Origin of the sequence: Spirulina sp. CCY15215, assembly GCF_016888125.1 — a bacterium.
In the GTDB taxonomy this organism is placed as follows: Bacteria; Cyanobacteriota; Cyanobacteriia; order Cyanobacteriales; family Spirulinaceae; genus CCY15215.
On sequence record NZ_JACSWA010000425.1, the window covers coordinates 12806 to 33248 of the forward strand.

The 20443-nt window shown below is 40.4% G+C and carries 17 protein-coding genes, 2 pseudogenes and 1 riboswitch; of the genes and pseudogenes, 4 read left to right on the forward strand and 15 right to left on the reverse strand.

Annotated features, from left to right (window positions below; genetic code table 11):
- Nucleotides 1-70 precede the first annotated feature (70 nt).
- From JUI58_RS12250 to JUI58_RS27740, 4 genes and pseudogenes are all read right to left on the reverse strand, one after another.
- Nucleotides 71-544 (reverse strand): NUDIX domain-containing protein, encoded by a 474-nt coding sequence (locus JUI58_RS12250; RefSeq protein ID WP_239121429.1) that lies wholly within the window; start codon nt 542-544, stop codon nt 71-73.
- On the reverse strand, nt 541-2292 hold the full coding sequence (locus tag JUI58_RS12255; RefSeq protein ID WP_204104073.1) for an ABC transporter ATP-binding protein: 1752 nt from the start codon (nt 2290-2292) through the stop codon (nt 541-543). Before JUI58_RS12255 ends, JUI58_RS12250 begins: the two co-directional genes overlap by 4 nt.
- A 41-nt stretch (nt 2293-2333) precedes the next feature.
- Nucleotides 2334-3230 (reverse strand): pentapeptide repeat-containing protein, encoded by an 897-nt coding sequence (locus JUI58_RS12260; protein ID WP_204104074.1) that lies wholly within the window; start codon nt 3228-3230, stop codon nt 2334-2336.
- Nucleotides 3223-3360 (reverse strand): annotated as a pseudogene (locus JUI58_RS27740) (addiction module antidote protein, HigA family); the annotation flags it as partial. The gene JUI58_RS12260 and the pseudogene JUI58_RS27740, both read right to left, overlap by 8 nt.
- Nucleotides 3361-3640: 280 nt before the next feature.
- Between JUI58_RS27740 and bchH the strand changes: the two are divergent.
- The gene (gene bchH / locus JUI58_RS12265) at nt 3641-7381 is read left to right on the forward strand and encodes a magnesium chelatase subunit H (protein ID WP_204104105.1); all 3741 of its coding nucleotides are present in this window, start codon (nt 3641-3643) and stop codon (nt 7379-7381) included.
- Between the two features lie 56 nt (nt 7382-7437).
- Here bchH and JUI58_RS12270 read toward each other — a convergent pair whose 3' ends face one another.
- The 6 genes from JUI58_RS12270 to pyrE form a co-directional block, all read right to left on the reverse strand.
- Nucleotides 7438-8118: a 3'-5' exonuclease gene (locus tag JUI58_RS12270; RefSeq protein WP_204104075.1), complete on the reverse strand. Its 681-nt coding sequence runs from the start codon at nt 8116-8118 to the stop codon at nt 7438-7440.
- 25 nt (nt 8119-8143) lie between these two features.
- Nucleotides 8144-9862, reverse strand: a complete 1719-nt coding sequence (locus JUI58_RS12275; protein ID WP_204104076.1) for an RNA-directed DNA polymerase — start codon at nt 9860-9862, stop codon at nt 8144-8146.
- Nucleotides 9863-9873: 11 nt separating this feature from the next.
- Entirely contained in the window at nt 9874-10818 is a 945-nt protein-coding gene (locus JUI58_RS12280; protein WP_204104077.1) for a hypothetical protein, read from the reverse strand.
- A 76-nt stretch (nt 10819-10894) separates the two neighbouring features.
- Entirely contained in the window at nt 10895-12769 is a 1875-nt protein-coding gene (locus tag JUI58_RS12285; protein ID WP_204104078.1) for a methyl-accepting chemotaxis protein, read from the reverse strand.
- Nucleotides 12770-12814: 45 nt separating this feature from the next.
- Nucleotides 12815-13447 carry a Holliday junction branch migration protein RuvA gene (gene ruvA, locus JUI58_RS12290; RefSeq protein WP_204104079.1) on the reverse strand — a complete coding sequence of 211 codons (633 nt, stop codon included), beginning with the start codon at nt 13445-13447 and terminating at the stop codon, nt 12815-12817.
- Nucleotides 13448-13485: 38 nt separating this feature from the next.
- Nucleotides 13486-14049, reverse strand: coding sequence for an orotate phosphoribosyltransferase (gene pyrE, locus JUI58_RS12295; protein ID WP_204104080.1), 564 nt, complete (start codon nt 14047-14049; stop codon nt 13486-13488).
- A gap of 146 nt (nt 14050-14195) precedes the next feature.
- Here pyrE and psb28 point away from each other — a divergent pair, with 146 nt between their 5' ends.
- Nucleotides 14196-14540 carry a photosystem II reaction center protein Psb28 gene (gene psb28 / locus JUI58_RS12300; RefSeq protein WP_204104081.1) on the forward strand — a complete coding sequence of 115 codons (345 nt, stop codon included), beginning with the start codon at nt 14196-14198 and terminating at the stop codon, nt 14538-14540.
- A gap of 554 nt (nt 14541-15094) precedes the next feature.
- A complete protein-coding gene (locus JUI58_RS12305; RefSeq protein WP_204104082.1) occupies nt 15095-15601 on the forward strand; it encodes a MogA/MoaB family molybdenum cofactor biosynthesis protein in 507 nt (168 codons plus the stop codon).
- A gap of 175 nt (nt 15602-15776) precedes the next feature.
- Here the strand turns inward: JUI58_RS12305 and JUI58_RS12310 are convergent, their stop codons facing one another.
- Both JUI58_RS12310 and JUI58_RS12315 read right to left on the reverse strand, forming a co-directional pair.
- Nucleotides 15777-15953, reverse strand: coding sequence for a DUF4278 domain-containing protein (locus JUI58_RS12310; RefSeq protein WP_204104083.1), 177 nt, complete (start codon nt 15951-15953; stop codon nt 15777-15779).
- A 45-nt stretch (nt 15954-15998) separates the two neighbouring features.
- Nucleotides 15999-16077: riboswitch (Glutamine riboswitch) on the reverse strand.
- Between the two features lie 82 nt (nt 16078-16159).
- A complete protein-coding gene (locus tag JUI58_RS12315; protein ID WP_204104084.1) occupies nt 16160-17086 on the reverse strand; it encodes a branched-chain amino acid transaminase in 927 nt (308 codons plus the stop codon).
- Between the two features lie 495 nt (nt 17087-17581).
- Between JUI58_RS12315 and JUI58_RS12320 the strand changes: the two are divergent.
- Nucleotides 17582-17863: pseudogene (locus JUI58_RS12320) on the forward strand (septal ring lytic transglycosylase RlpA family protein); the annotation flags it as partial.
- Nucleotides 17864-18089: 226 nt separating this feature from the next.
- Here the strand turns inward: JUI58_RS12320 and JUI58_RS12325 are convergent.
- The 3 genes from JUI58_RS12325 to JUI58_RS12335 form a co-directional block, all read right to left on the reverse strand.
- The gene (locus tag JUI58_RS12325; RefSeq protein ID WP_204104086.1) at nt 18090-18746 is read right to left on the reverse strand and encodes an NAD(P)H-dependent oxidoreductase; all 657 of its coding nucleotides are present in this window, start codon (nt 18744-18746) and stop codon (nt 18090-18092) included.
- Nucleotides 18747-18924: 178 nt separating this feature from the next.
- Entirely contained in the window at nt 18925-19203 is a 279-nt protein-coding gene (locus JUI58_RS12330) for a DUF4212 domain-containing protein (RefSeq protein ID WP_204104087.1), read from the reverse strand.
- A 177-nt stretch (nt 19204-19380) separates the two neighbouring features.
- The gene (locus JUI58_RS12335) at nt 19381-20382 is read right to left on the reverse strand and encodes a beta-ketoacyl-ACP synthase 3 (protein ID WP_348539880.1); all 1002 of its coding nucleotides are present in this window, start codon (nt 20380-20382) and stop codon (nt 19381-19383) included.
- Nucleotides 20383-20443: the final 61 nt, after the last annotated feature.

Consider the following 20443-nt stretch of genomic DNA (forward strand, 5'->3'; position numbering starts at 1 on the left):
CAAAAAGATTGTGAAAAACTCGTGAAAATTGTGGGCTGGATCGATGGGACTCTTGGCGATCGCGATACCTCTATAGCTGTATTTTCCCATTCTGCACCCATTTACGAACGGTTTCAACCAGTTCTCTTTGCTCTTTCCAGAAAAATGCGGGTAAATGCTCTAAAGGAAACCAATAAAGAGTATAGTTGATAGTCGAGTCCGTCGGTTGCCCGTGTATTTGCTTCGTTTGATATAAAAAATAATAAACTTTCTTCCATTCTTTCTTAAATAAACTTAGTCTTTCTTTCATGCCTAAATCCGCAATAAGTTCTAACTCTGTTAGTCCCGCTTCTTCCTCAATTTCCCGACGTGCAGCTTGTTCTGGGGTTTCTCCTGCTTCAATATGTCCCTTGGGTAAAACAAGTTTATCATTCTTTCCTTCTCCCACTAAAGCAACATAAATCACCTCATCTTCCGTGCGAAGAACGACTCCTCCCGCAGAAATACTTTCGGGGATATTGGCAGGTCTTTGGTACCAACTGTCATCAATTACAATCATTGTCATAACACGGCTTTTTCTAATTGTTGTTGTTTCCAGAGATGTTGATATAAACCCGGTTTTACGATTAATTCTTCATGAGTTCCCATTTGCACAATCTCTCCCTCATTCATGACAAAAATGCGATTGGCTGTAGCTGCGGCTGAGAGTTGATGAGAAATAAAAATAACCGTGCGATCGCCTACTTCGCTGGTAGAAAGAAGCCCTAAAATTTCCGTTGCGGTTTGATTATCCACACTAGAAAGGGCATCATCTAAGATTAACACGGGAGCATCAACAATGAGGGCGCGAGCGAGAGATGCGCGTTGTCGCTGTCCTCCTGAAAGAGTAATTCCTCGCTCTCCTACAAGGGTATCATATTGACGGGGAAAGTTGAGTATTTCTGGGTGAATTTGTGCCTGTTTGGCCGCATCTTCGATCTCAAATTGTTCTGCTAAAGGTTGACCATAACGAATATTATTTTTAATGGCCGTACTGAAAAGAAAACTATCTTGAGGAACGTAGGCGATCGCCTCTCGTAAATCCTTTAGGCGCAGTTTTGTGATATCATATCCATCTAGGAATACTTGTTCCGGGGCGAGATCCAATAAGCGGGGTAAAGCATTAGCCAAAGTTGATTTTCCCGAACCAATTGGACCGACAATTGCAATAGTTTCTCCAGGTTCGATAATAAAATTTATGTCTTTTAATACCCGTCGCTCCGTTCCTTGATAGGTGAAATTAAGATTTTGAACGCTAATTTTTCCTTGAACTAATTCTGGAGGTAAAACCATTGCTCCCTCTTCATCTTGGATAGAAGGAGAAGCCATAAGAATAGATTCAATGCGATCGATGCTAACCTCTCCCCGTTGATATGCCGTAATCGTAAACCCTAATAAAGCAGTAGGAAATACTAATCGTTCTACAAACAGAATTAAAGCCACAAAATCGCCAATAGAAATTTCTCCAACTTCGATCGCTGCTGTTCCCAACCACAATAAAATCAATAAAGAAATATAAACCAATCCCTCAATAATAGGAAAGAGTAAATTTCTCGTTCTTGCTAACTTTAAATTGGCTTCTAATAAACTGCGATTTTTGCCTTTAAAAGCACTTATTTCATTCAGTTCTTGAGCATAAATTTTAATTAAAGCAATTCCACTCATATCCTCTTGAATCAATTGACTCAGATCGGAAAGATTTTCTTGTACATCTCTTTGCTCCATTCGCAGTTTATCACTAAATAACTGCACGGCTATTAACATTAAGGGATAAATTGCTAAAGCACACAATGTTAGCTTAATATGAATACCCAACATGACCGGAAGAGTAAAACAATAAGCAAACAGCGTATTCACTAAACTCAAAACTGCAAAACCCAATAAGCGACGAATATTATCAACGTCACTGGTAGAGCGATTCATCAGATCGCCAATAGAATTAACAGCAAAATAAGCCGGCTGTAGTTTTAATAAATGTTGAAAAATTCGTTGTTTGAGGTCAACTTCGACTTGACGACCAACCCCAAACATGGTAATTCTTGAAGCCATGCGGAATGACCACATGAGGGAGGCAAAAATAAAAATAAGAAAGACAAAGCGGAGAATATTACTAAAATTTAGTGCGCCTTGGAGATCATCGATCGCATCGCGAATGAATAAAGGAATAAAAACACCAATAACATTAACAATAAACAACGCGATCATCCCCAAAGTAACGTGCTGCCAATGGGGACGAAGATAAGTTAATAATTTTTTCAGTCTCGGATTCAACATTTTTCAATTAGCAAGTATTTTAAATTCAAACCCGTTGGATGTTAGTCGCAGTCTGCTCCCGTTTCAATTAATCTTCGGATTTCTTTTTCCTCAGAAATAATAACATCGCAAAAGTCAGTATTGACCAAATAGGCTCGGTCTAAATTTACCCCCATTAAATTTGCTTCTCGTAAGATAGCGCGATCGAGATTGGCATTTTCTAGATTACTCTCTTGCAAGTCTGCTCGGGTTAAGTTGGCCAAGGTTAGATCGGCTGAAGTCAAATCGGCTGATTGTAAAATACTCTCCGATAAGTTAGCTTCTACTAAACTCGTCCCTCTGAGGTTAGCATAGCTCAAGTTTGCTCCCGATAAATTCGCATTTCTCAATTTTACACCCCTTAAATTCGCCTCAAATAAATCCGCTTCTGCTAAATTTGCTGCAACAAGATCGACATTTTGCAAAATTGCTCCAACTAAACTGGCACCTTGAAGGTTTGCTCCTCCCAGATAAACATTTTGCCAGCGAGAATTGTCGAAACTGGCGTTTTGAAATTGTCCGGCTTCGAGGGCGATCGCAATTAAACTGGCTTCATTCAGGTTAGCATTGCCTAAATTTGCCCCTTGTAAGCTGGTACCGTGCAGAATTGCTTCGGTTAAATTCGCCCCAGTTAAATTGGCATTTCGCAGATTGGTACCCACGAGTCGAGTATGACTGAGATTAGCACCCATGAGGTTAACACCCTGCAAATTCATTTGAGATAGGTTGGCATGACTGAGGTTGACACCTTGCCAGTTTATGGGCATTCTGCGACCATCAATCCCTCTGAGGTTGACATTTTGCAAATCGCAGTAAGGGCAGTTATTGAGTTGATTTAAGAGGAAAGGGGCAGAAAAAGCAATAGGAGTCGCAAATCCAATCAGGAGAAAAGCGGCGATCGCATTAAGTTGTTTAAACATCAATCCATTGCTCCAAAAAAGGACTAACTTTGACAAGGAGTCTGCGAAGATTTTTGTAATCAACTAAACCATCATGGTGTAAACGTCCCAGAATAATTCCAGGATGTTTCTTTTGCGATCGCGCAAAAGATTTATTTGAGTTACCGGATATTGTACTATTTGTGATATTGGCGTTTTTAGCATAAATACCGCCCCTCGACTATCACTTAAATTCAAGAGGGAACGCCATTGATTGTTTCTTGTCAAGTATATCAGCAAAAATTGGCGATCGCCACAATCTCACCCCTCTGCAAATCATACCAAATCTCCTTTGGTTTGCGATCGCTTCCTCTCCCTCAGTATTTATACACAATCAAAGCATCGTTCTCCCATCTACAATAGAAAAGAAGCAAGTTAGCAAGGTTGAGAAAATGAAACGCATCGTTTTAATTACGGGGTTTGAAACCTTTAACGCGGACTTGTACCGAAAAGCTGCTAAATTAGCGCGATCGCGGTGTCCTGAATTAGAAATCTTTACGTTTAGCGATCGCGATCTCGCTACCCAACCGGATACTGTTACAGAATCTCTCAAAAATGCCGATGTTTTCTTTGCCAGTCTCCTCTTTGATTACGAACAGGTTATCTGGTTGCGAGAAAGAGTGCAAGAGATTCCTATTCGCCTTGTTTTCGAGTCTGCTTTAGAGTTAATGAGTTTGACGAAATTGGGTAAATTTGCGATCGGTGACAAACCGAAAGGAATGCCTAAACCGATTCAATTTATTCTCAGTAAGTTTTCTAGCGGACGAGAAGAAGATAAACTGGCAGGATATATTAGTTTTCTCAAAATAGGTCCAAAACTACTCAAATTTATCCCTGCGAAAAAAGTTCAAGATTTGCGAAACTGGCTGATTATTTACGGCTATTGGAATGCGGGAGGATTGCAAAATGTTGCCTCTCTCTTTTGGACGTTAGGGGAGAAATACCTTAATTTAAAAATTGGTGAAATTCCCGCCCCCATTGAAACGCCAAACATGGGACTCTTACACCCCGATTATCAAGGTTATTTTACATCACCGCGAGAGTATTTAGATTGGTATATTTTGAGGCAACAGGCAGCAGGCAACAGGCAACAGACCCCAGTTATCGGTATTTTGCTGTACCGCAAGCACGTTATTAGTCAACAGCCTTATATTCCTCAATTGATTAGTAAATTTGAACAAGCTGGACTCATTCCTCTCCCCATTTTTATTAATGGAGTTGAAGGTCACGTAGCGGTTAGAGATTGGATGACGACGGTAGATGAAGGGAAAAATAAGCCCAAGAATTCTACTCTTTCTCAAGATGCTGTAGAAGTAGATATCATTGTTTCTACGATTGGTTTTCCCCTCGTTGGCGGACCGGCGGGATCGATGGAAGCAGGACGACAAATTGAGGTTGCACGGCGCATTCTCACCTCAAAAAATGTTCCTTATATTATTGCTGCACCGTTGCTCATTCAAGATATTTACTCGTGGACACGACAAGGGATCGGTGGACTGCAAAGCGTTGTTCTCTATGCTTTACCGGAATTGGATGGCGCGATCGATACCGTCCCATTAGGAGGATTAGTCGGTGAAGATATTTACCTCGTACCTGAAAGAGTGAACCGTTTAATCGGCAGAGTAAAAAATTGGATTCAATTAAAACAAACTCCTCCAGAAAAACGAAAAATTGCAATTCTTCTCTACAACTTTCCGCCTGGATATGGGGCGACAGGAACAGCCGCACTTTTAAATGTTCCTAAAAGCCTTTTAAATCTACTCAAATCTTTACAAAAACAGGGTTATAATGTGGGAGAATTACCCGAAGAAGGAGAAGCATTAATCGATCGCATCAAAAAAGAAGACGAAAATACAAACACTGCTCACAGAGTGAACATTAAAACCCTAGAACAATGGTTAGGATATCTTTTAACAACCCGCATTGAGAAACAATGGCATAATCTCAAAGATACGGGAATTAAAACCTTTGGCGATGATTTTCTCCTGGGTGGTATACAGTTAGGTAATATTTGGATTGGTGTACAACCTCCTTTAGGCATTTCTGGCGATCCCATGCGCTTAATGTTTGAAAAAGATTTAACACCCCATCCTCAATATGCTGCTTTTTATAAGTGGTTACAAAATGATTTTCAAGCCTCAGCCGTAGTTCATTTTGGAATGCACGGAACAGTCGAATGGTTGCCAGGATCGCCATTAGGAAATACGAGCTATTCTTGGTCGGATATTTTGTTGGGAAACTTGCCAAATTTATATATTTATGCTTGTAATAATCCCTCAGAATCAATTTTAGCAAAACGTCGGGGTTATGGTGTTCTCATTTCTCATAATGTACCGCCTTATGGTCGTGCAGGATTGTATAAAGAGTTAACAGTATTACGGGAATTAATTGCTGAATATAGAGAAGATACAGAGAAAAATCAGCTTCTCAAGGAGGCAATTTGTCAGAAAATTATTGATTCGGGAATTGATTCTGATTGTGTTTTTGCAGAGGGAGAAAAATTAGGGATTGCTTTTACAATGGAAAATGCAAAATTGTTTAGCAAAAACGCATTAAATCAATATTTTGTCAAGGTGTATGAGTATCTGCAAATTGTTGAACAGCGTCTCTTTTCTTCCGGCTTACATACCCTGGGAGAGAATCCTTCTTTTGAGATATTGCGATCGTATTTAGATGCGTATTTTGGCGAGTTTTATTTTCCCGAAGAGACAATGCAAGGGATTTATGAGGGAGAGGAAGGCGATCGCCTCCTCAAAGCAGCAGAATATTGGCATCTCAAACAGGAAACTCAACTCCCAGAAGATTTTCCACAAAAGCTAGAAGAAGCCTTACAAATTCGCCATCTACTCATGCAAACAGAAGACGAATTAAACAACTTATTGCGAGGGTTAAATGGAGAGTATATTCCTGCTGCACCAGGAGGGGATTTATTACGCGATGGTGTGGGTGTATTGCCCACTGGAAGGAATATTCACGCCTTAGATCCCTATCGAATGCCCTCTCCCGCAGCCAATGCGAGAGGACAGGAAATTGCCCGTAAGATCATCCAACAAAACTTGGACGAAAAGGGAACATATCCCGAAACCGTTGCGGTGATGTTATGGGGATTAGATACAATTAAAACCAAGGGAGAATCTTTAGGAATTTTACTCGAATTAGTGGGGGCTGAACCTGTTAAGGAAGGGACGGGAAGGATCGTCCGCTACGAGTTAAAATCTTTGGCAGAAATTGGACATCCTCGCATTGATGTATTAGGTAATTTATCTGGTATTTTCCGCGATAGTTTTGTTAATATTATTGAACTGTTAGATGACCTGTTTCAACGAGCAGCAAATGCGGAGGAATCTGAGGAACAAAATTACATTCGCAAACACGCTTTAGAACTGCAAAAACAAGGTGTAGAAAACCCCTCTGCACGCTTATTTTCTAATCCTGCGGGAGATTTTGGTTCTTTAGTGAACGATCGCGTCGTGGATGGCAATTGGGACTCCGGGGATGAGTTAGCGCAGACATGGGAAAGCCGTAATGGGTTTAGTTATGGACGCAAGGATAAGGGAGAAGCAAGGCCAGAAGTTTTGCAGCAATTATTGGGGAAATGCGATCGCATCATCCAAGAAATTGACTCGGTAGAATACGGTTTAACGGATATTCAGGAATATTACGCCAATACAGGTGCATTGAAAAAAGCAGCAGAAAAGCGCAGTGGGAAGAGGGTAAATGCGAGTTTTGTGGAGAGTTTCTCGAAAGATACCACCCCCCGCAAATTAGAAGACCTGTTACGCTTAGAATACCGTACTAAGCTATTAAACCCCAAATGGGCGCAAGCAATGGCAGATCAAGGGAGTGGGGGTGCTTACGAAATCTCTCAGCGCATGACGGCCCTGCTGGGGTGGGGAGGGACCACCGATTTTACTGATGAGTGGGTGTACGACCAAGCAGCCGATACCTATGCGTTGGATGCAGAGATGGCAAAACGCTTACAAGAAGCGAACCCAGAAGCCTTTCGTAATGTTGTCGGACGTATGTTAGAGGCAAATGGTCGGGGCTTTTGGCAGCCGAATGAAGAGAAGTTACAAAAGTTACGGGATTTATACGATCGCATTGATGAAGATATCGAAGGGGTTAAAGTTTGATAACTAGCAATGCAAACACTTTCCACTTTCAAGGATTGGAGATGCGATCGATCGCTTCAACTGTAAACTTTAATTGCTTTAAATGGTAGCAAGGGGATATCTTCTTCCGGCATATATTTTGCCCAAGCTAAAGGAATAATTGAGTTCCATCGAAATCCATGTTTCTTGCTCAATCTGCCGGGTTTTTCTTCCAAACTTTTAACTAAAACTTTGGGTCGAGCAGCTTTCGATAATTGTACTTCTAAATCGGGGACTAAAGTTAGTAGATTAGCTAAGACTTGACAATCACTGAGAGCGCGATGAGCATTCAAAATTGGGATACCATGAATAATCGCTAAATTACTTAAGCTGGTACTGTTGCTATATTGAGATTTAGGATAAATGATATCCTGGGTATCGATCCAATTGTCCATAGGAAGTTCTAGCCCTTCGACATTTTGACAAAATGCACGATCAAACCTAGCATTATGAGAACAAATATAAAGTGCAAACGAAGACATTTGCACGATCATTTTTAACCCACTTTTATAGTTAAAAGTAAATTCAAGTGTTTGAGATAGTATACCATTAATCGGTTCAGCCGGGTTCTCAATTATTGGTTCGTAACAAATTAAGGTACTCGCTTGCATGAGTATACAACGATGCTCTACAGACCATAAAATTGCTGCTATTTCTAACAAGCGATCGCTATTTGGATTGAGTCCAGTTGTTTCAGTATCGAGAATTAAAATTTTCATAATTATCTTTTCATAATATTAAAACCTAGAAATAACTAGATGCTTGTAATTGATCGATTATATCAAAACTGAGAGGTTCATCTCTATCAAAAGCACTATCTAGTATATCAGTGTGTTTTAATCGTTTGTCAACTCCACGAATACAGGCAATTTCTTTGATAAATAAATCATTTGATCTCATCAACTCTGCTGAATTTATATCTAATGCAAACTGATTGAGAGGATCGAGCTTGGTGTGGTTATCCCTATTATCTGAGAATTTAATCTCAATACCATTGAGTCGCAAAATTGCTAAACCTTGAAGCTCAACTTCTCCAAATGAATCAAGAGAACAAGTGACTGGATTTCCTTGAATCCGTAGTATTTGAGCAGCTGCCTGAACAGCATTAGCTCCTAATTTAATTAATGAAGATATATCTTGAGAGTAAAGGGTACGCATTACTCTTGATTCCAACAATAATTCTGGGTAATTAGAAAGGGCAGGGCTTAGTATAGCAAGAGTATCTGAAGTCGCAAGATAACTTAATCGTTTAGCATAAAAGCGAAGTTTTGATATTAATTGTTTTCTTGCGTACCCTTCAAGGTTATGGTTTTTATCCAGAAGAATATTGATTTCCTCATGATAAATATTTTTTGCTTGAAGAGCATCATTTAATAACTTATCTACAGTCAGTGAATATTTTGCCAACCTATCGTAGACTTGTTTAAGATATGATGATTCTGATACTACCTTTGAGTAGTCAAGTAATGATATTTTAATCTCCGATTGAGAGAAAGCTCGTTCGAGATTGACTCTCTCTTCTGGCTTGGCAATTAAAAATCGCTTAATATTTGCAATTAAGCTAATCCAAGTTTTACTTTTTGAAGGATCGATATTATTTGTCTCTTTAAGCCATACAGTAGATTCAACCTCAAAATCTTTACCTTCGTCGTGTAATGAAAAACCCATATCCGTTAATATTTTACTTAATTGCTTGCGCCCTACTTTTATTTGCTCAACATCACCAGCAAGAACAAAGTCATCTACATATCGCCAATATTTGCCTTTCATATATTTAGACATTAATCGATCGACCTCAAAAAGAACTAAGTTAGCAATCAAATGACTAAACATAGGACCGGTAAGTAAACCCAAACCTTCATTATGAGCTTTGGCTATCTCAGCATATTGTGTTAATAATTTTTCTCCAAGGTCGCGAAATTTAGTAGAGAGCTTGGAGCGATTGCAAGCCGCTCGCCATGTTTTGAGTGCAAATTCATAGGATATACTGGGATAAAATTTTTTAATATCAGTATAGCGAACTCTTGCATGATTAGAACTCTTGCAAAAGTGTATAATAGAATGATTGCGTTCCTGAAATTTAGGAAAATAATTTTTAAATATTCCTTCCTTGGTAGACGGGTCTGGAAAAGGATAACTATAAACACAGGGTAATGCTTGAAAAGCAGTATCTAGAGAACATTCATAGAGCAATGCTGATTCAGCAAACATCTCATTTGCTCCTGGTAAATAAATATTTCTGTAAACTACATCAATATTATTATCAGCCATTTTCTTGAAATGATAAGACCGAAAATAAACAGGTAATTCTCGTGTCTGAACAAGGTGCGTTGAGATATCTCTAGCCCAAATATCATTCTTTGCACAATCATTATCCAAATAATAGCGTAGTCCAAGATAGGCAAGTATGTCACGCCGTCTATACTGATTAATTGCTCTAACTGCTAGTTTTTCTGGTTTCATAATTAACTCCTTCAAGGAAGATCGAATCGAATGACTGCTAAATTGACTCTAAATGCACCATCCATCAGTGGATGATTTACGTTAACGGATGAATCAGCATAGCTATTTTGCTTACTTTCTTTTTCGTTGCCAATGAACTTAGAGAATTGTTGGTTAAACCAATTAATTAAGCGGGAAAAAAATTGACCTTCCTTGGTTACATTATTCTTGCTCGGCTCTATCCAAAGAGCAATACTGTTATCATCTAAACTATGTCGAAAAAGTTCGTCGAATTGTTTGCTTGCTTTTTTCCATTTTTGCTCACGCTCTAAAAAGCCAGAGAAATTAGCCATAACTAAAAGTTTTGCTGAACAATCTGTACTTTTTCTTGTTAATTGTTTGATGAGTGCAGTATTTGAAAATTTATCACATACATCCCATGAAATAATATCAAACTCAACTGTAATAGCTTGCGCTTCTAATTCAATCATTAGAGACTCTAAGGCTTCTTTTGCATAATTTCGTGCATACTCTGAAATTTCACCACCAACGATTACTATATGAAGTGGCATCCGTGGTACTCGACTTTGTTTCCGTAACTCACAAAGTACTGAAAGAATACTCATTGATGCTGCTCCAGATCCACATGGCAAATCTGCTAAAAATACTTTATTACCAGAAAATACACGAGCAAATACATCAGGAATATTGAATAATTTCTGCTCTGGATCGAGTATTGTTAGCATAACTCTTGCTGATGAACCGGTAAATCGCCATGCTAAATGATTATCAGTGTCTTCCTTGCTCATACCTCCCTCAAATCCCTTTGGGGCTTCTGTCATTGCTTTTTCTCTCAACCCATATTTGTCCAAAAGCATCGTCCAGCTTGAAACTAGCTGTGGGGGTAAATGCAAAAGAGAATTTTCTTTGCTCCATAAAGAGTTAGGAATCATTTCTACAGGGATTAAGCGTGCCATCAATTTCTACATTAGAATGAATATTCATTTTACCATAATTTAATTTAATACAACTGCACGATCGGACAACCAACAACTAAACAATTTGTTTAAGATCGATCGCCGTTCGATTCAATTTCTCTGTTTCCTGTCGAGTTTGACTGACTCCTGTTGCAGTTTCTCTGACTCCGCGATCGATCGCATCCACAGCATCGATCGCCACCTGAATAGCTGCAACTTGCTGACGTAAATTCATAGCAATTTGTTGATTATTCAAAACCACATCATTGACGGCATTTTTCACTTCACTAAATGCCAAATCTGTCGATCGCGCAATTTTCACCCCTTCCTCCACCGTGCGATCGCCATCCTTGACCACTCGAACAACGATATTAATTTCCTTGTTAATATTTGTCACAATACCATTAATGCGATCGGCAGATTCTTTGCTTTGGTCGGCTAATTTTCGGATTTCTACTGCTACCACAGAAAACCCTTTACCATGTTCTCCTGCATGAACTGCTTCTACAGAAGCATTTAAGGCTAAAAGATTGGTTTGATTGGCAATTTCAGAGACTAATTGAGAGATTTTGCCAATTTCATTGGTTTTTTGATTTAAAGTTGCAATTTGTTTGGCGATCGCATCTACTTTCTCTCGAACTTCAGACATTTTAAAAATGTTTTCTTCTACAGAACTATTGCCACTTTCTGTCATTTCTAAGGCTTTTTGGGCTGAAATTAAAGATGATTGTGCTTGCTCCTCCGACTGACGCGCAACGATACCCAGATCGTCCATAATAATCTTAGTTTGATTCGTAGAAGTTGATTGATCCGTCGAGATTCTTTCTTGGCCGATCATAGTCGTGACAATTTCGTGACAAGCAGTTAAAACGCGATCGCTTAATTGTTTGATAAGATTGCTTAATTGTTGAATTTTAGTCACTCCGATCGCCAATGCAAGCGCTAGAGAAGAAAGAATCACCAAACTGGCAACCCATCTAAAATTAGCAATAGGTTGAAAAACAATCGCTTTGGGAACGAGATAAATAATCTTTAAAGATGCTCCCGTTTTTTCATTGAGAACCACCGTATCAAAACTAATTAATTTGTCAGTTCCGCGATCGATATAGCCGAGATCGCTCTCTAAAATTTGCTTGGCAATGCTTTCAGAATAATCTTGAGAAAAATTATCATCGCGTTCTAGATCGAAGCCCCATTCTTTGTTAGAATCAGGATGATAAACATAATATCCATCTTGATTAATAACAAAAATTTCTGTATTCTTATCTTTATCTTCATTTCTGATAAAATCAACCAAACGTTTTGCTGATACATTGATGATAATTAACCCTTGATGATTGCCCGCAGGATCGAAAATAGGAGTCGCATAACGAATTACTAACTTATAGGGATATTCAATAGCTCCTCTTTCTTGATTGAGATCAACAGGACTGACATAGGTTTCCCGTTCAGATAATTTTACTGTATCTTGGAAATAGGGACGATCTGCTTTATTTTGTAACTGCGATCGCGGAATAATTTTCACATCATTATCTTCAGAATCGACTCTAACAATTTCATCCCCTTTTTTATCAATATAGCGCAGACTAAAATAGTAAGACTTTGATTCTAACTTTGCAGAAAAAATCTCATTAAGTCGCTTCTGCCACTGTTCAAAAGTTGAACTATTCTCGGTATCAACACCTTCATTTGCTTCAGCACGAATCATCCCTTGAATCGGAGGTACTTTGCTTAAGAATAAAACATCATTTTCAATCCCTTCTAAAAATGTAGTTACTTTTTCTTTGCGTTCCTTGACTCGATTTTGTTCTTGAGTAGTGGCAACTTTCGAGAGAGCATTGGTTGAAGAATAAATCCCGTAAATCCCCACAATCAAAACGGGAATCGAGGTACTTCCCACTAATAAAACTAATAACTGAAATTTGATTGTACCAAAAAATTTATTAAACATTACTAATCATTAAATGTTGAGAATTTTCTCTAGCGCGAGGAAATCTTACTGGCTCAACCAGGCGATCGCACTTCTAATCCATTCCTCAGATGCAGGATTTTTCAGTAATTGTGCGTCTGTACTCAAAACAGAAAGTGCTTGTTGAATTTCCTCATTCTCATATCCTAATGCAAGGAGAGTCATTTCTACATCTTCTTGAATTTCTGATGAGGGTCCCACGGAAGAAGTTGAAAGAGAAATTCCCGCAGCTTGTCGCCATTGTGACAGTTTTGTTTTTAATTCTAAAGCAATGCGTTCGGCAGTTTTTTTGCCTACACCAGGAGTTTTTGCCAGAAGATGAGTATTTTCCGTCACGATCGCCTGCACCAACTCTGTTAATCCGAGGGTATCAATTAAGGCGATCGCCAGTTGTGCGCCAATTCCGCTAACCCCGATCAATTGGCGAAATAAATCGCGTTCGGCTGCGGCAGAAAAACCATATAAAATCAAATTATCCTCGCGAACTTGTTGATGGGTAAAGACTTGCGTTATTTCTTCCGTACCGATGGGAATTTGCCTAGCTAAACGGGATGTAATTTGTATTTCGTAACCAATATCGTTGGTTTCAACCACTAAAATAACGCGCTTGTTGAGGGTTTTGGTCAAGGCGATCGCTTTTCCTCTGAGATAGCTAATCATTAGGAGTAGGGAGTAGGGAGTAGGGAGTAGGGAATCAATTATTGATAATTGCTTTTCAGTTCTTTTATAGAAAAGAGAGTCTTAAATTTTAATCCTTCTGACTCGTATAATTCTTGTCCACCTTGCTCGCGATCGACTAAAGCGACGATCCATTCAACCGTATATCCTGCATCGCGCAAGCGTTGTACTGCTAACAAAGCCGATTTTCCTGTTGTAACAACATCTTCTAAGACAACAACTTTCGCACCCACTTTCAAACTGGGACCTTCAATATAAGCCTTTGTACCGTGTCCTTTCGCTTCTTTGCGAATAATCAGACCAGGAATAGGAGCATTTTCTAAGGCAGAAATCAGACTAACAGAAGTAACGATCGGATCTGCACCTAAAGTCAACCCTGCTACAGCTTGCGTCTCCTCGGGAAGCTGGGAAAATAATAGTTTTCCGATCGCCAATGCGCCTTCTGCTTTCAAGGTCACTGGCTTGCAGTTAATATAATAGCTGCTGCTCTGTCCGGAAGAAAGCAGAAAATCTCCCTCTTTATAGGCGTATTGTACCAATAATTCGAGTAAAGTTTGGCGAAGGGCTTCAGTATTTGCGTTCATCGGTTTTATGGGGATAGCTAATCGGTAATGGTACAAGGTAATCGGTAAATTGTATTCTCTTCCCCATTTCCCCAATGCGACAAAAGGAACGCAATGGGATATACTTTATTAGAAAAAAGTTGCGAAATGTTAAGGAAAAAACCGGAATGACTGCTCAAATTCAATTTTCTAGAGGCGTTGTTGAGGAAGAAGTGCCTAACGTCCGTTTAACGCGAGCCAAGGATGAAAGTAGTGGCACTGCAACATTTTACTTTGAAAATCCCAAAATTCTTGCTCCTGACTATAACGATGATATTACAGGATGTTATCTCATCGATGAAGAGGGGGAAATTGTCACGCGAGAAGTCAAAGCCAAATTTATCAACGGAAAAGCCGTCGGAATTGAAGTCTTATTAATTATGCGATCTTCTGAAGAATGGGATCGCTTTATGCGCTTCATGGAGCGTTATGCTGAAGAACAAGGATTAGAATTTACTGGCAGTCAAAAATAGGGGAAACAGGAGAAGAGGAGGAAGCAAACTTGATTTTTTTGATTAGAACTTACGCATTAGCGGGCAAGATGTCCGCACTACCATAACAATAGAATATGGGAGTGGGAGCGTCTCGCTCCCTGGCTGCGTAAGTTCTATTGATCTCTCATCCTTTATCTTCTCCTAGTTATCAACTACTTACCTATCAACTATCAACTCTCAACTCTCAACTATCAACTACTTACCTATCAACTCTCAACTCTCAACTATCAACTATCAACTACTTACCTATCAACTCTCAACTCTCAACTCTCAACTATCAACTACTTACCTATCAACTATCAACTACTTACCTATCAACTATCAACTCTCAACTCTCAACTACTTACCTATCAACTATCAACTCTCAACTCTCAACTATCAACTACTTACCTATCAACTATCAACTCTCAACTCTCAACTACTTACCTATCAACTATCAACTATCAACTCTCAACTATCAACTACTTACCTATCAACTATCAACTATCAACTACTTACCTATCAACTATCAACTCTCAACTCTCAACTATTAAATGTCTCCTCATCCCGATCTTAAACCTCGTTCTATTGGTTGTGCTGTGGTCACTGCAAGCGATACTCGCACTCCTCAAACCGATCGCAGCGGCCAACTCATTCAGGAGTTACTACAAGCGCAAGGTCATCGTATTGAGGCATATCAAATCGTTAAAGATGAACCCGAACAAATCTTAGAACAAGTCCAAATGCTGTGCGATCGCCTTAATATTGAAGTTCTTATTTTTAATGGTGGGACAGGAATTGCTCCGAGAGATACAACCTATGACGCTCTAGCGGGTATCCTAGAAAAAACACTTCCCGGTTTTGGGGAGATTTTTCGTTATTTAAGTTATCAAGAAATTGGCTCGAGGGCGATCGCCTCCCGTACTGTTGCAGGTATTTATCGCCAACGCTTAATTTTTTCCCTACCCGGATCAAGTAATGCTGTGAAGTTAGCGATCGACAAACTTATCCTACCTGAACTTATTCACCTCGTTACTCAGGTTCGCGGTTCTTCTTTCTGAATTAAAATTGTAATAGAGAAAGAGAGAGAGAGACTATAGCCTCTCTCCCTCAAGTATGCTCAAGTTACATCACATTCTGATGATTAACCATAATTTGAGAATGCAAGTATTGCCCTCCTACAGTTGGGTTTACCGAGGTAGGGGTGTAGGCAATACACCCTTCCGATACTTGCGTTTAACCGCCAGTATGCCGAACCCCACGATAAGTGAGTTGGTCTGAGTGTTTAACCCGTGCCTGCTTATTATGCCAAGTAATATTAGCGCCGCGATATTTTCCTTCTACAGTAACATCGGTAGCGGGGATGGCATGAGTATGAGCCGTGTAGCTATGTCCGCGATAAAAGAGTTTCATGGCCTTCGCCTCCATTCTAAATCTGTGGTTTATACTTAGATTTGAGGCGCGTTCCTTCGGGTTACTGCCCTACTTCCGTCCCGATTCTCTGAAATTGGATTCTCTAAAAACTGGGATGAACGATTTATTTTGTTTCTGTATCAATTATTACAGTTTATTTTCGCGTTTGTCAAGAGGAAAATTAACAATTTTCTTTTTTCCCCCATTTAATCCCCCGATCGCCCGATCGCCACAGCATGAACCCAGTCTTGATAATGGCGATCGCGATTTTCCGTAATCGCGACGAGTTTAGCTTGTAATTGGGTAGTAATGGGCTTTTCTAGGGGCAATTCGTAATTCTCGATGCGTTTGACAGGGGCAATTTTCGCGGCGGTTCCGCTTAAGAAAACTTCATCAGCGATGAGGAGTTCAGATTTATCGATCGCCCGTTCTACAACGGGAATTCCCATATCTTTAGCTAAAATGAGAATACTATCGCGGGTAATTCCTTCTAAAACATCTTGATCGAATCCTGGGGTAATTAATTCCCCTCTGCGAATCATGAAAATATTCATCCCCGAGGCTTCACAAACTTTGCCTTGAGAATTCATTAAAATCGCTTCATCAAAGCCAGATTCAACAGCTTCAGTTTTAGCTAAAGAAGAGGTAATATAGGCAGCGCTAATCTTTCCTCGTAAAGGAAAAGAGCGGTCTTCTTGACGATACCAAGAACTAAAACGACAGGTTACGCCATCGGGAGATAAATAATCTCCTAAAGCTAAACCATAGACAAAAAAGTTTTTTTCAATCTTATGAAGTCGCGGTGCAATTCCTAAGCCGGAAGTATAAACAAAAGGACGAATATAACAAGAAACTTGAGGTTTATTTTGTTGAATGAATTCGACCAAAATATGTTGAATCTTATCGGCAGGTAAATCGTACTGTAAGAACTTGGCACTCTGGGAAAGGCGCTGACAGTGGCGATCTAAGCGAAAGAGGAGGATGCGATCGGAGTCATTGGGATCGGGAATGGCTCGCATTCCGGCAAAAGCTCCAGTTCCGTAGTGCAGAGCGTGGGTCGCTATGGAAATATTAGCTTCTGCAAAAGGAACAAATTTGTTTTCAAAGTAGGCGATGGGAAGGAAATCGTGCATAGTCTTCTAGGGCAAGAGAGAAAAAGTCGTTTGATAACTATAAGCGAGTTGTATGGTTTCGTCAAATTCACTTTATTCACGGGTTAGCAAGGGATTTCAGGACTCGAACAATCTCAATATTTCTTTATCTAAGGACTCTCAAACAATTAGATTTTCTAAACTTTACACTTTTTTGGGATTCTCCGGAAACTAGGGGGAATTCTAAAGAATGAGAATAAAGATTGCTTGCAATTGCCGCGTGATTTTCGAGGTACCAGATTGTCAGGGTGACAACGCGACGCGATCGCAATCTTATGAACTGCGTCAATCCATAATCCTAAATCCTGTCATTTTTAGGCTCCTAATAAATCAATGAAGAGAATATTTGCTATTTCCCTCGGTTTGGCAACCATAGGGGGAGGACTCGTTTGGTCTTCTTTGGCGATCGCCGGAACTCCTGCTAAAGAAATCACTGCAACTTTCCCTCAAAGTGAGATTTCCGCCCTTCGCACCCATCGCGGTATGGCTTCTTGGTACGGTCCCGGTTTTCATGGCAATCGCTGTGCTAATGGCGAAATTTACAATCAATATGGGTTAAGTGCGGCACATCGCACCCTTCCCTTTGGCACGCAAGTACGAGTTACTAATCTTAACAATAATCGTGCTGTGGTAGTTCGCATCAACGATCGCGGTCCTTTTATCAGGGGACGAATTATCGATCTTTCTCAAGGTGCCGCACAAGCGATTGATATGGTTGGTTCTGGGGTTGCTCCTGTAAAGGTTGAAGTGCTGCAATAGTAATCAATCGTCAATCAGAACTGGCAAACTGACTCCCTTGGGTCGGTTTTATTTGCTGGTCAAAATTCATCTCGCCGTTAAGCCTGTCGGCTCTAACGGGAGTCCTCTTTTGACATTTAAGATAGGTTTGGTTGATTGCCTCTAGTTCAGGGTGCTATTTGTGTAGTGGGACAATCTTGCTTGAACAAAATGCCCCTACTACAAACAAATTGGCGCGATCAATCAATTAAATATACTGCACTACGTCTTCGGTAGCATAACGAACTTTTTTAGGGGCTGCAGATTTATCATCTTCGGCGCGATATCCTGCGGGACAAACAACAACGCTTTTATAGTCCGTTCCTGTTAATCCTAATACTTCATCGTATTTATCGGGGACAAATCCTTCCATCGGACAAGTATCGATTCCCAACATAGCCGCACAAGTCATATACTGTCCCAGGGCAATATAAACTTGTCGGGTTGACCAAGCATTAATATCGAGGGGATAGGGCGGTTTTTCGAGGAAATTTTTGACGATATTCCCAAATCCTTGTAGGTTCTCGATGGGGATTTCTTGGACTTCTGCCATGCGTTGAAGGTAGCGATCGACATCGGCGGCGTTAAGATCTTTTTTGATGGCTAAAACGACGAGATGAGAGGCTTCAATGACTTGTTTTTGTCCCCAAGAATGTGCCAATAATTGTTGGCGAATGGCGGGATCGCGAACGACAAAAAATTTCCACGGTTGCAACCCAAAGGAAGAAGGGGCAAGGACAAGACTTTGTTCTAATACTTTCCAAACTTCATCGGGAATTGTTTTGGAATCATCAAACTTTTTGACAGCATAACGCCAATAAAGTTGTTGGTGAACGTATTCGGGGGATAATTCGGAAGGATTCATAAATTTAAGGCAGTGCGATCGCAAATGCAGGTTTTATCGCTCGTTATGGTAGCAGAAAACTTATCGGTATGGCTGCGATCGCAATGCAATTTTCTTAGTTTACGTCAGTTCGAGTTAAGCAAATCTGGCTTTATCTTGCAGAAGCTAAAGTACAGTCATGGTTTTCAGGTTTTAAAGTTTATTCTTCTTCTGTGCTAGAGGTGTCGCGATCGACTCGATATTTGCGATCGAGTTTGTCCATTTGGAAGGCATAAATAAAGATTAAGATCACGAAGATAAAAATCGTCCCTTGTTGTGCCATCCAAAATCCGAAAGGAAGGTTTCCAATGCGAATATGATTAAGGACTTTAACGAAAAGGATACTCGCCCCAATGGATGAGATCGCCCAAACAATCAAAAGATTCCGAATTAAAGCGATATTGGCACTCCAATAGGCTTTTCTCTGTTCTTTATCCATGTTTTGCTAACACTTAATGCCAAAAACGAATTCAGTGTACACTAAAATGGTCTAGAGGTTTTACTAGCACAATCGATCGCCAGTTCAGGTAAAACTTGAGAAGTGCGAATTTGAGAACTACCGCGATCGCGTACAGAAAAAGAGAGAAAGCCAATAATCAAAAACTAAATTAAATAATTAAATTCCCCACTCAAAAATTGCAGCACCCCAAGTCAGACCTGCGCCAAAACCCGCCGCCGCAATGCGATCGCCAGTTTTAACCTTCCCTTCTCGTACTGCTTCATCGAGAGCAAGGGGAATAGAAGCCGCCGAAGTATTGCCATATTTGGCTAAATTGCTAATCACCTTCTCCCTAGATATATTCAACCGATTGGCCACCGCATCCATAATGCGTTGATTGGCCTGATGGAGAAGCAACCAGTCGATCGCCTCTGTGGTCAGTTCGGCATTATAGAGTGCCTTAGAAATTACCTCTGGTACTTTGTCTACTGCAAAGCGATAGACTTCACGCCCATTCATGGTAATCGATTGATAATTTCCCTGCCTCACTTCAACTCCATTCACTAAGGTTAGATTTTCGCCCTGAAAAGATAAGTTAAGCGTGTTATTTTTGTGACCATCACTGTGAAGAGAAAAACCGAGCAAGCGATCGCGGTCTTCCGTTGCCTGCATCACCACCGCCCCCGCACCATCCCCAAACAGAATACAACTAGCGCGATCGCTCCAATCTACCCAAGGAGACAGAACATCTGCACCAATGAGTAAAACATGGCGATAGACCCCCGTGCGAATAAATTGTGCTGCCGTTACCATACCAAAAACAAACCCCGAGCAAGCCGCCGTCAAATCAAAGGCCACCGCACTCACTGCGCCAATTTCGCTTTGAATTTTCGCCGCGCTGCCAAATAAATCATCGGGAGTAGAAGTCGCCAAAACAATCAGATCGATGTTCTCTGGGGCAAGATTTGCCATAACGATCGCCTTTTTTCCCGCTTCTGCTGCCAGTTGGCTCAAGGTTTCCTGGGGAGAAGCCAGATGCCGCATCCCAATCCCCGTGCGGGTTCTGATCCACTCGTCCGAGGTTTCTACTAAATGGGAAAGTTGGTGATTGTCCAGGGTTGCTGCTGGAGTAGCCGACCCGCTTCCGGCGATCGCAATTCCTGCCCTAAATTGTTTCAAAATCTGTTGTCCTCCTTCATCGGTCATCATCAAATTTGCTGGCTTTCTAGAAAAAATAAAA

Coding starts and splice junctions, on each gene's coding strand:
- JUI58_RS12250 (WP_239121429.1), bottom strand. CDS start 544: ATGACAATGATTGTAATTGATGACAGTTGGTACCAAAGACCTGCCAAT.
- JUI58_RS12260 (WP_204104074.1), bottom strand. CDS start 3,230: ATGTTTAAACAACTTAATGCGATCGCCGCTTTTCTCCTGATTGGATTT.
- ruvA (WP_204104079.1), bottom strand. CDS start 13,447: ATGATTAGCTATCTCAGAGGAAAAGCGATCGCCTTGACCAAAACCCTC.
- psb28 (WP_204104081.1), top strand. CDS start 14,196: ATGACTGCTCAAATTCAATTTTCTAGAGGCGTTGTTGAGGAAGAAGTG.
- JUI58_RS12315 (WP_204104084.1), bottom strand. CDS start 17,086: ATGCACGATTTCCTTCCCATCGCCTACTTTGAAAACAAATTTGTTCCT.
- JUI58_RS12275 (WP_204104076.1), bottom strand. CDS start 9,862: ATGAAACCAGAAAAACTAGCAGTTAGAGCAATTAATCAGTATAGACGG.
- JUI58_RS12305 (WP_204104082.1), top strand. CDS start 15,095: ATGTCTCCTCATCCCGATCTTAAACCTCGTTCTATTGGTTGTGCTGTG.
- bchH (WP_204104105.1), top strand. CDS start 3,641: ATGAAACGCATCGTTTTAATTACGGGGTTTGAAACCTTTAACGCGGAC.
- JUI58_RS12330 (WP_204104087.1), bottom strand. CDS start 19,203: ATGGATAAAGAACAGAGAAAAGCCTATTGGAGTGCCAATATCGCTTTA.
- JUI58_RS12325 (WP_204104086.1), bottom strand. CDS start 18,746: ATGAATCCTTCCGAATTATCCCCCGAATACGTTCACCAACAACTTTAT.
- JUI58_RS12255 (WP_204104073.1), bottom strand. CDS start 2,292: ATGTTGAATCCGAGACTGAAAAAATTATTAACTTATCTTCGTCCCCAT.
- JUI58_RS12280 (WP_204104077.1), bottom strand. CDS start 10,818: ATGGCACGCTTAATCCCTGTAGAAATGATTCCTAACTCTTTATGGAGC.
- JUI58_RS12285 (WP_204104078.1), bottom strand. CDS start 12,769: ATGTTTAATAAATTTTTTGGTACAATCAAATTTCAGTTATTAGTTTTA.
- JUI58_RS12270 (WP_204104075.1), bottom strand. CDS start 8,118: ATGAAAATTTTAATTCTCGATACTGAAACAACTGGACTCAATCCAAAT.
- pyrE (WP_204104080.1), bottom strand. CDS start 14,049: ATGAACGCAAATACTGAAGCCCTTCGCCAAACTTTACTCGAATTATTG.
- JUI58_RS12310 (WP_204104083.1), bottom strand. CDS start 15,953: ATGAAACTCTTTTATCGCGGACATAGCTACACGGCTCATACTCATGCC.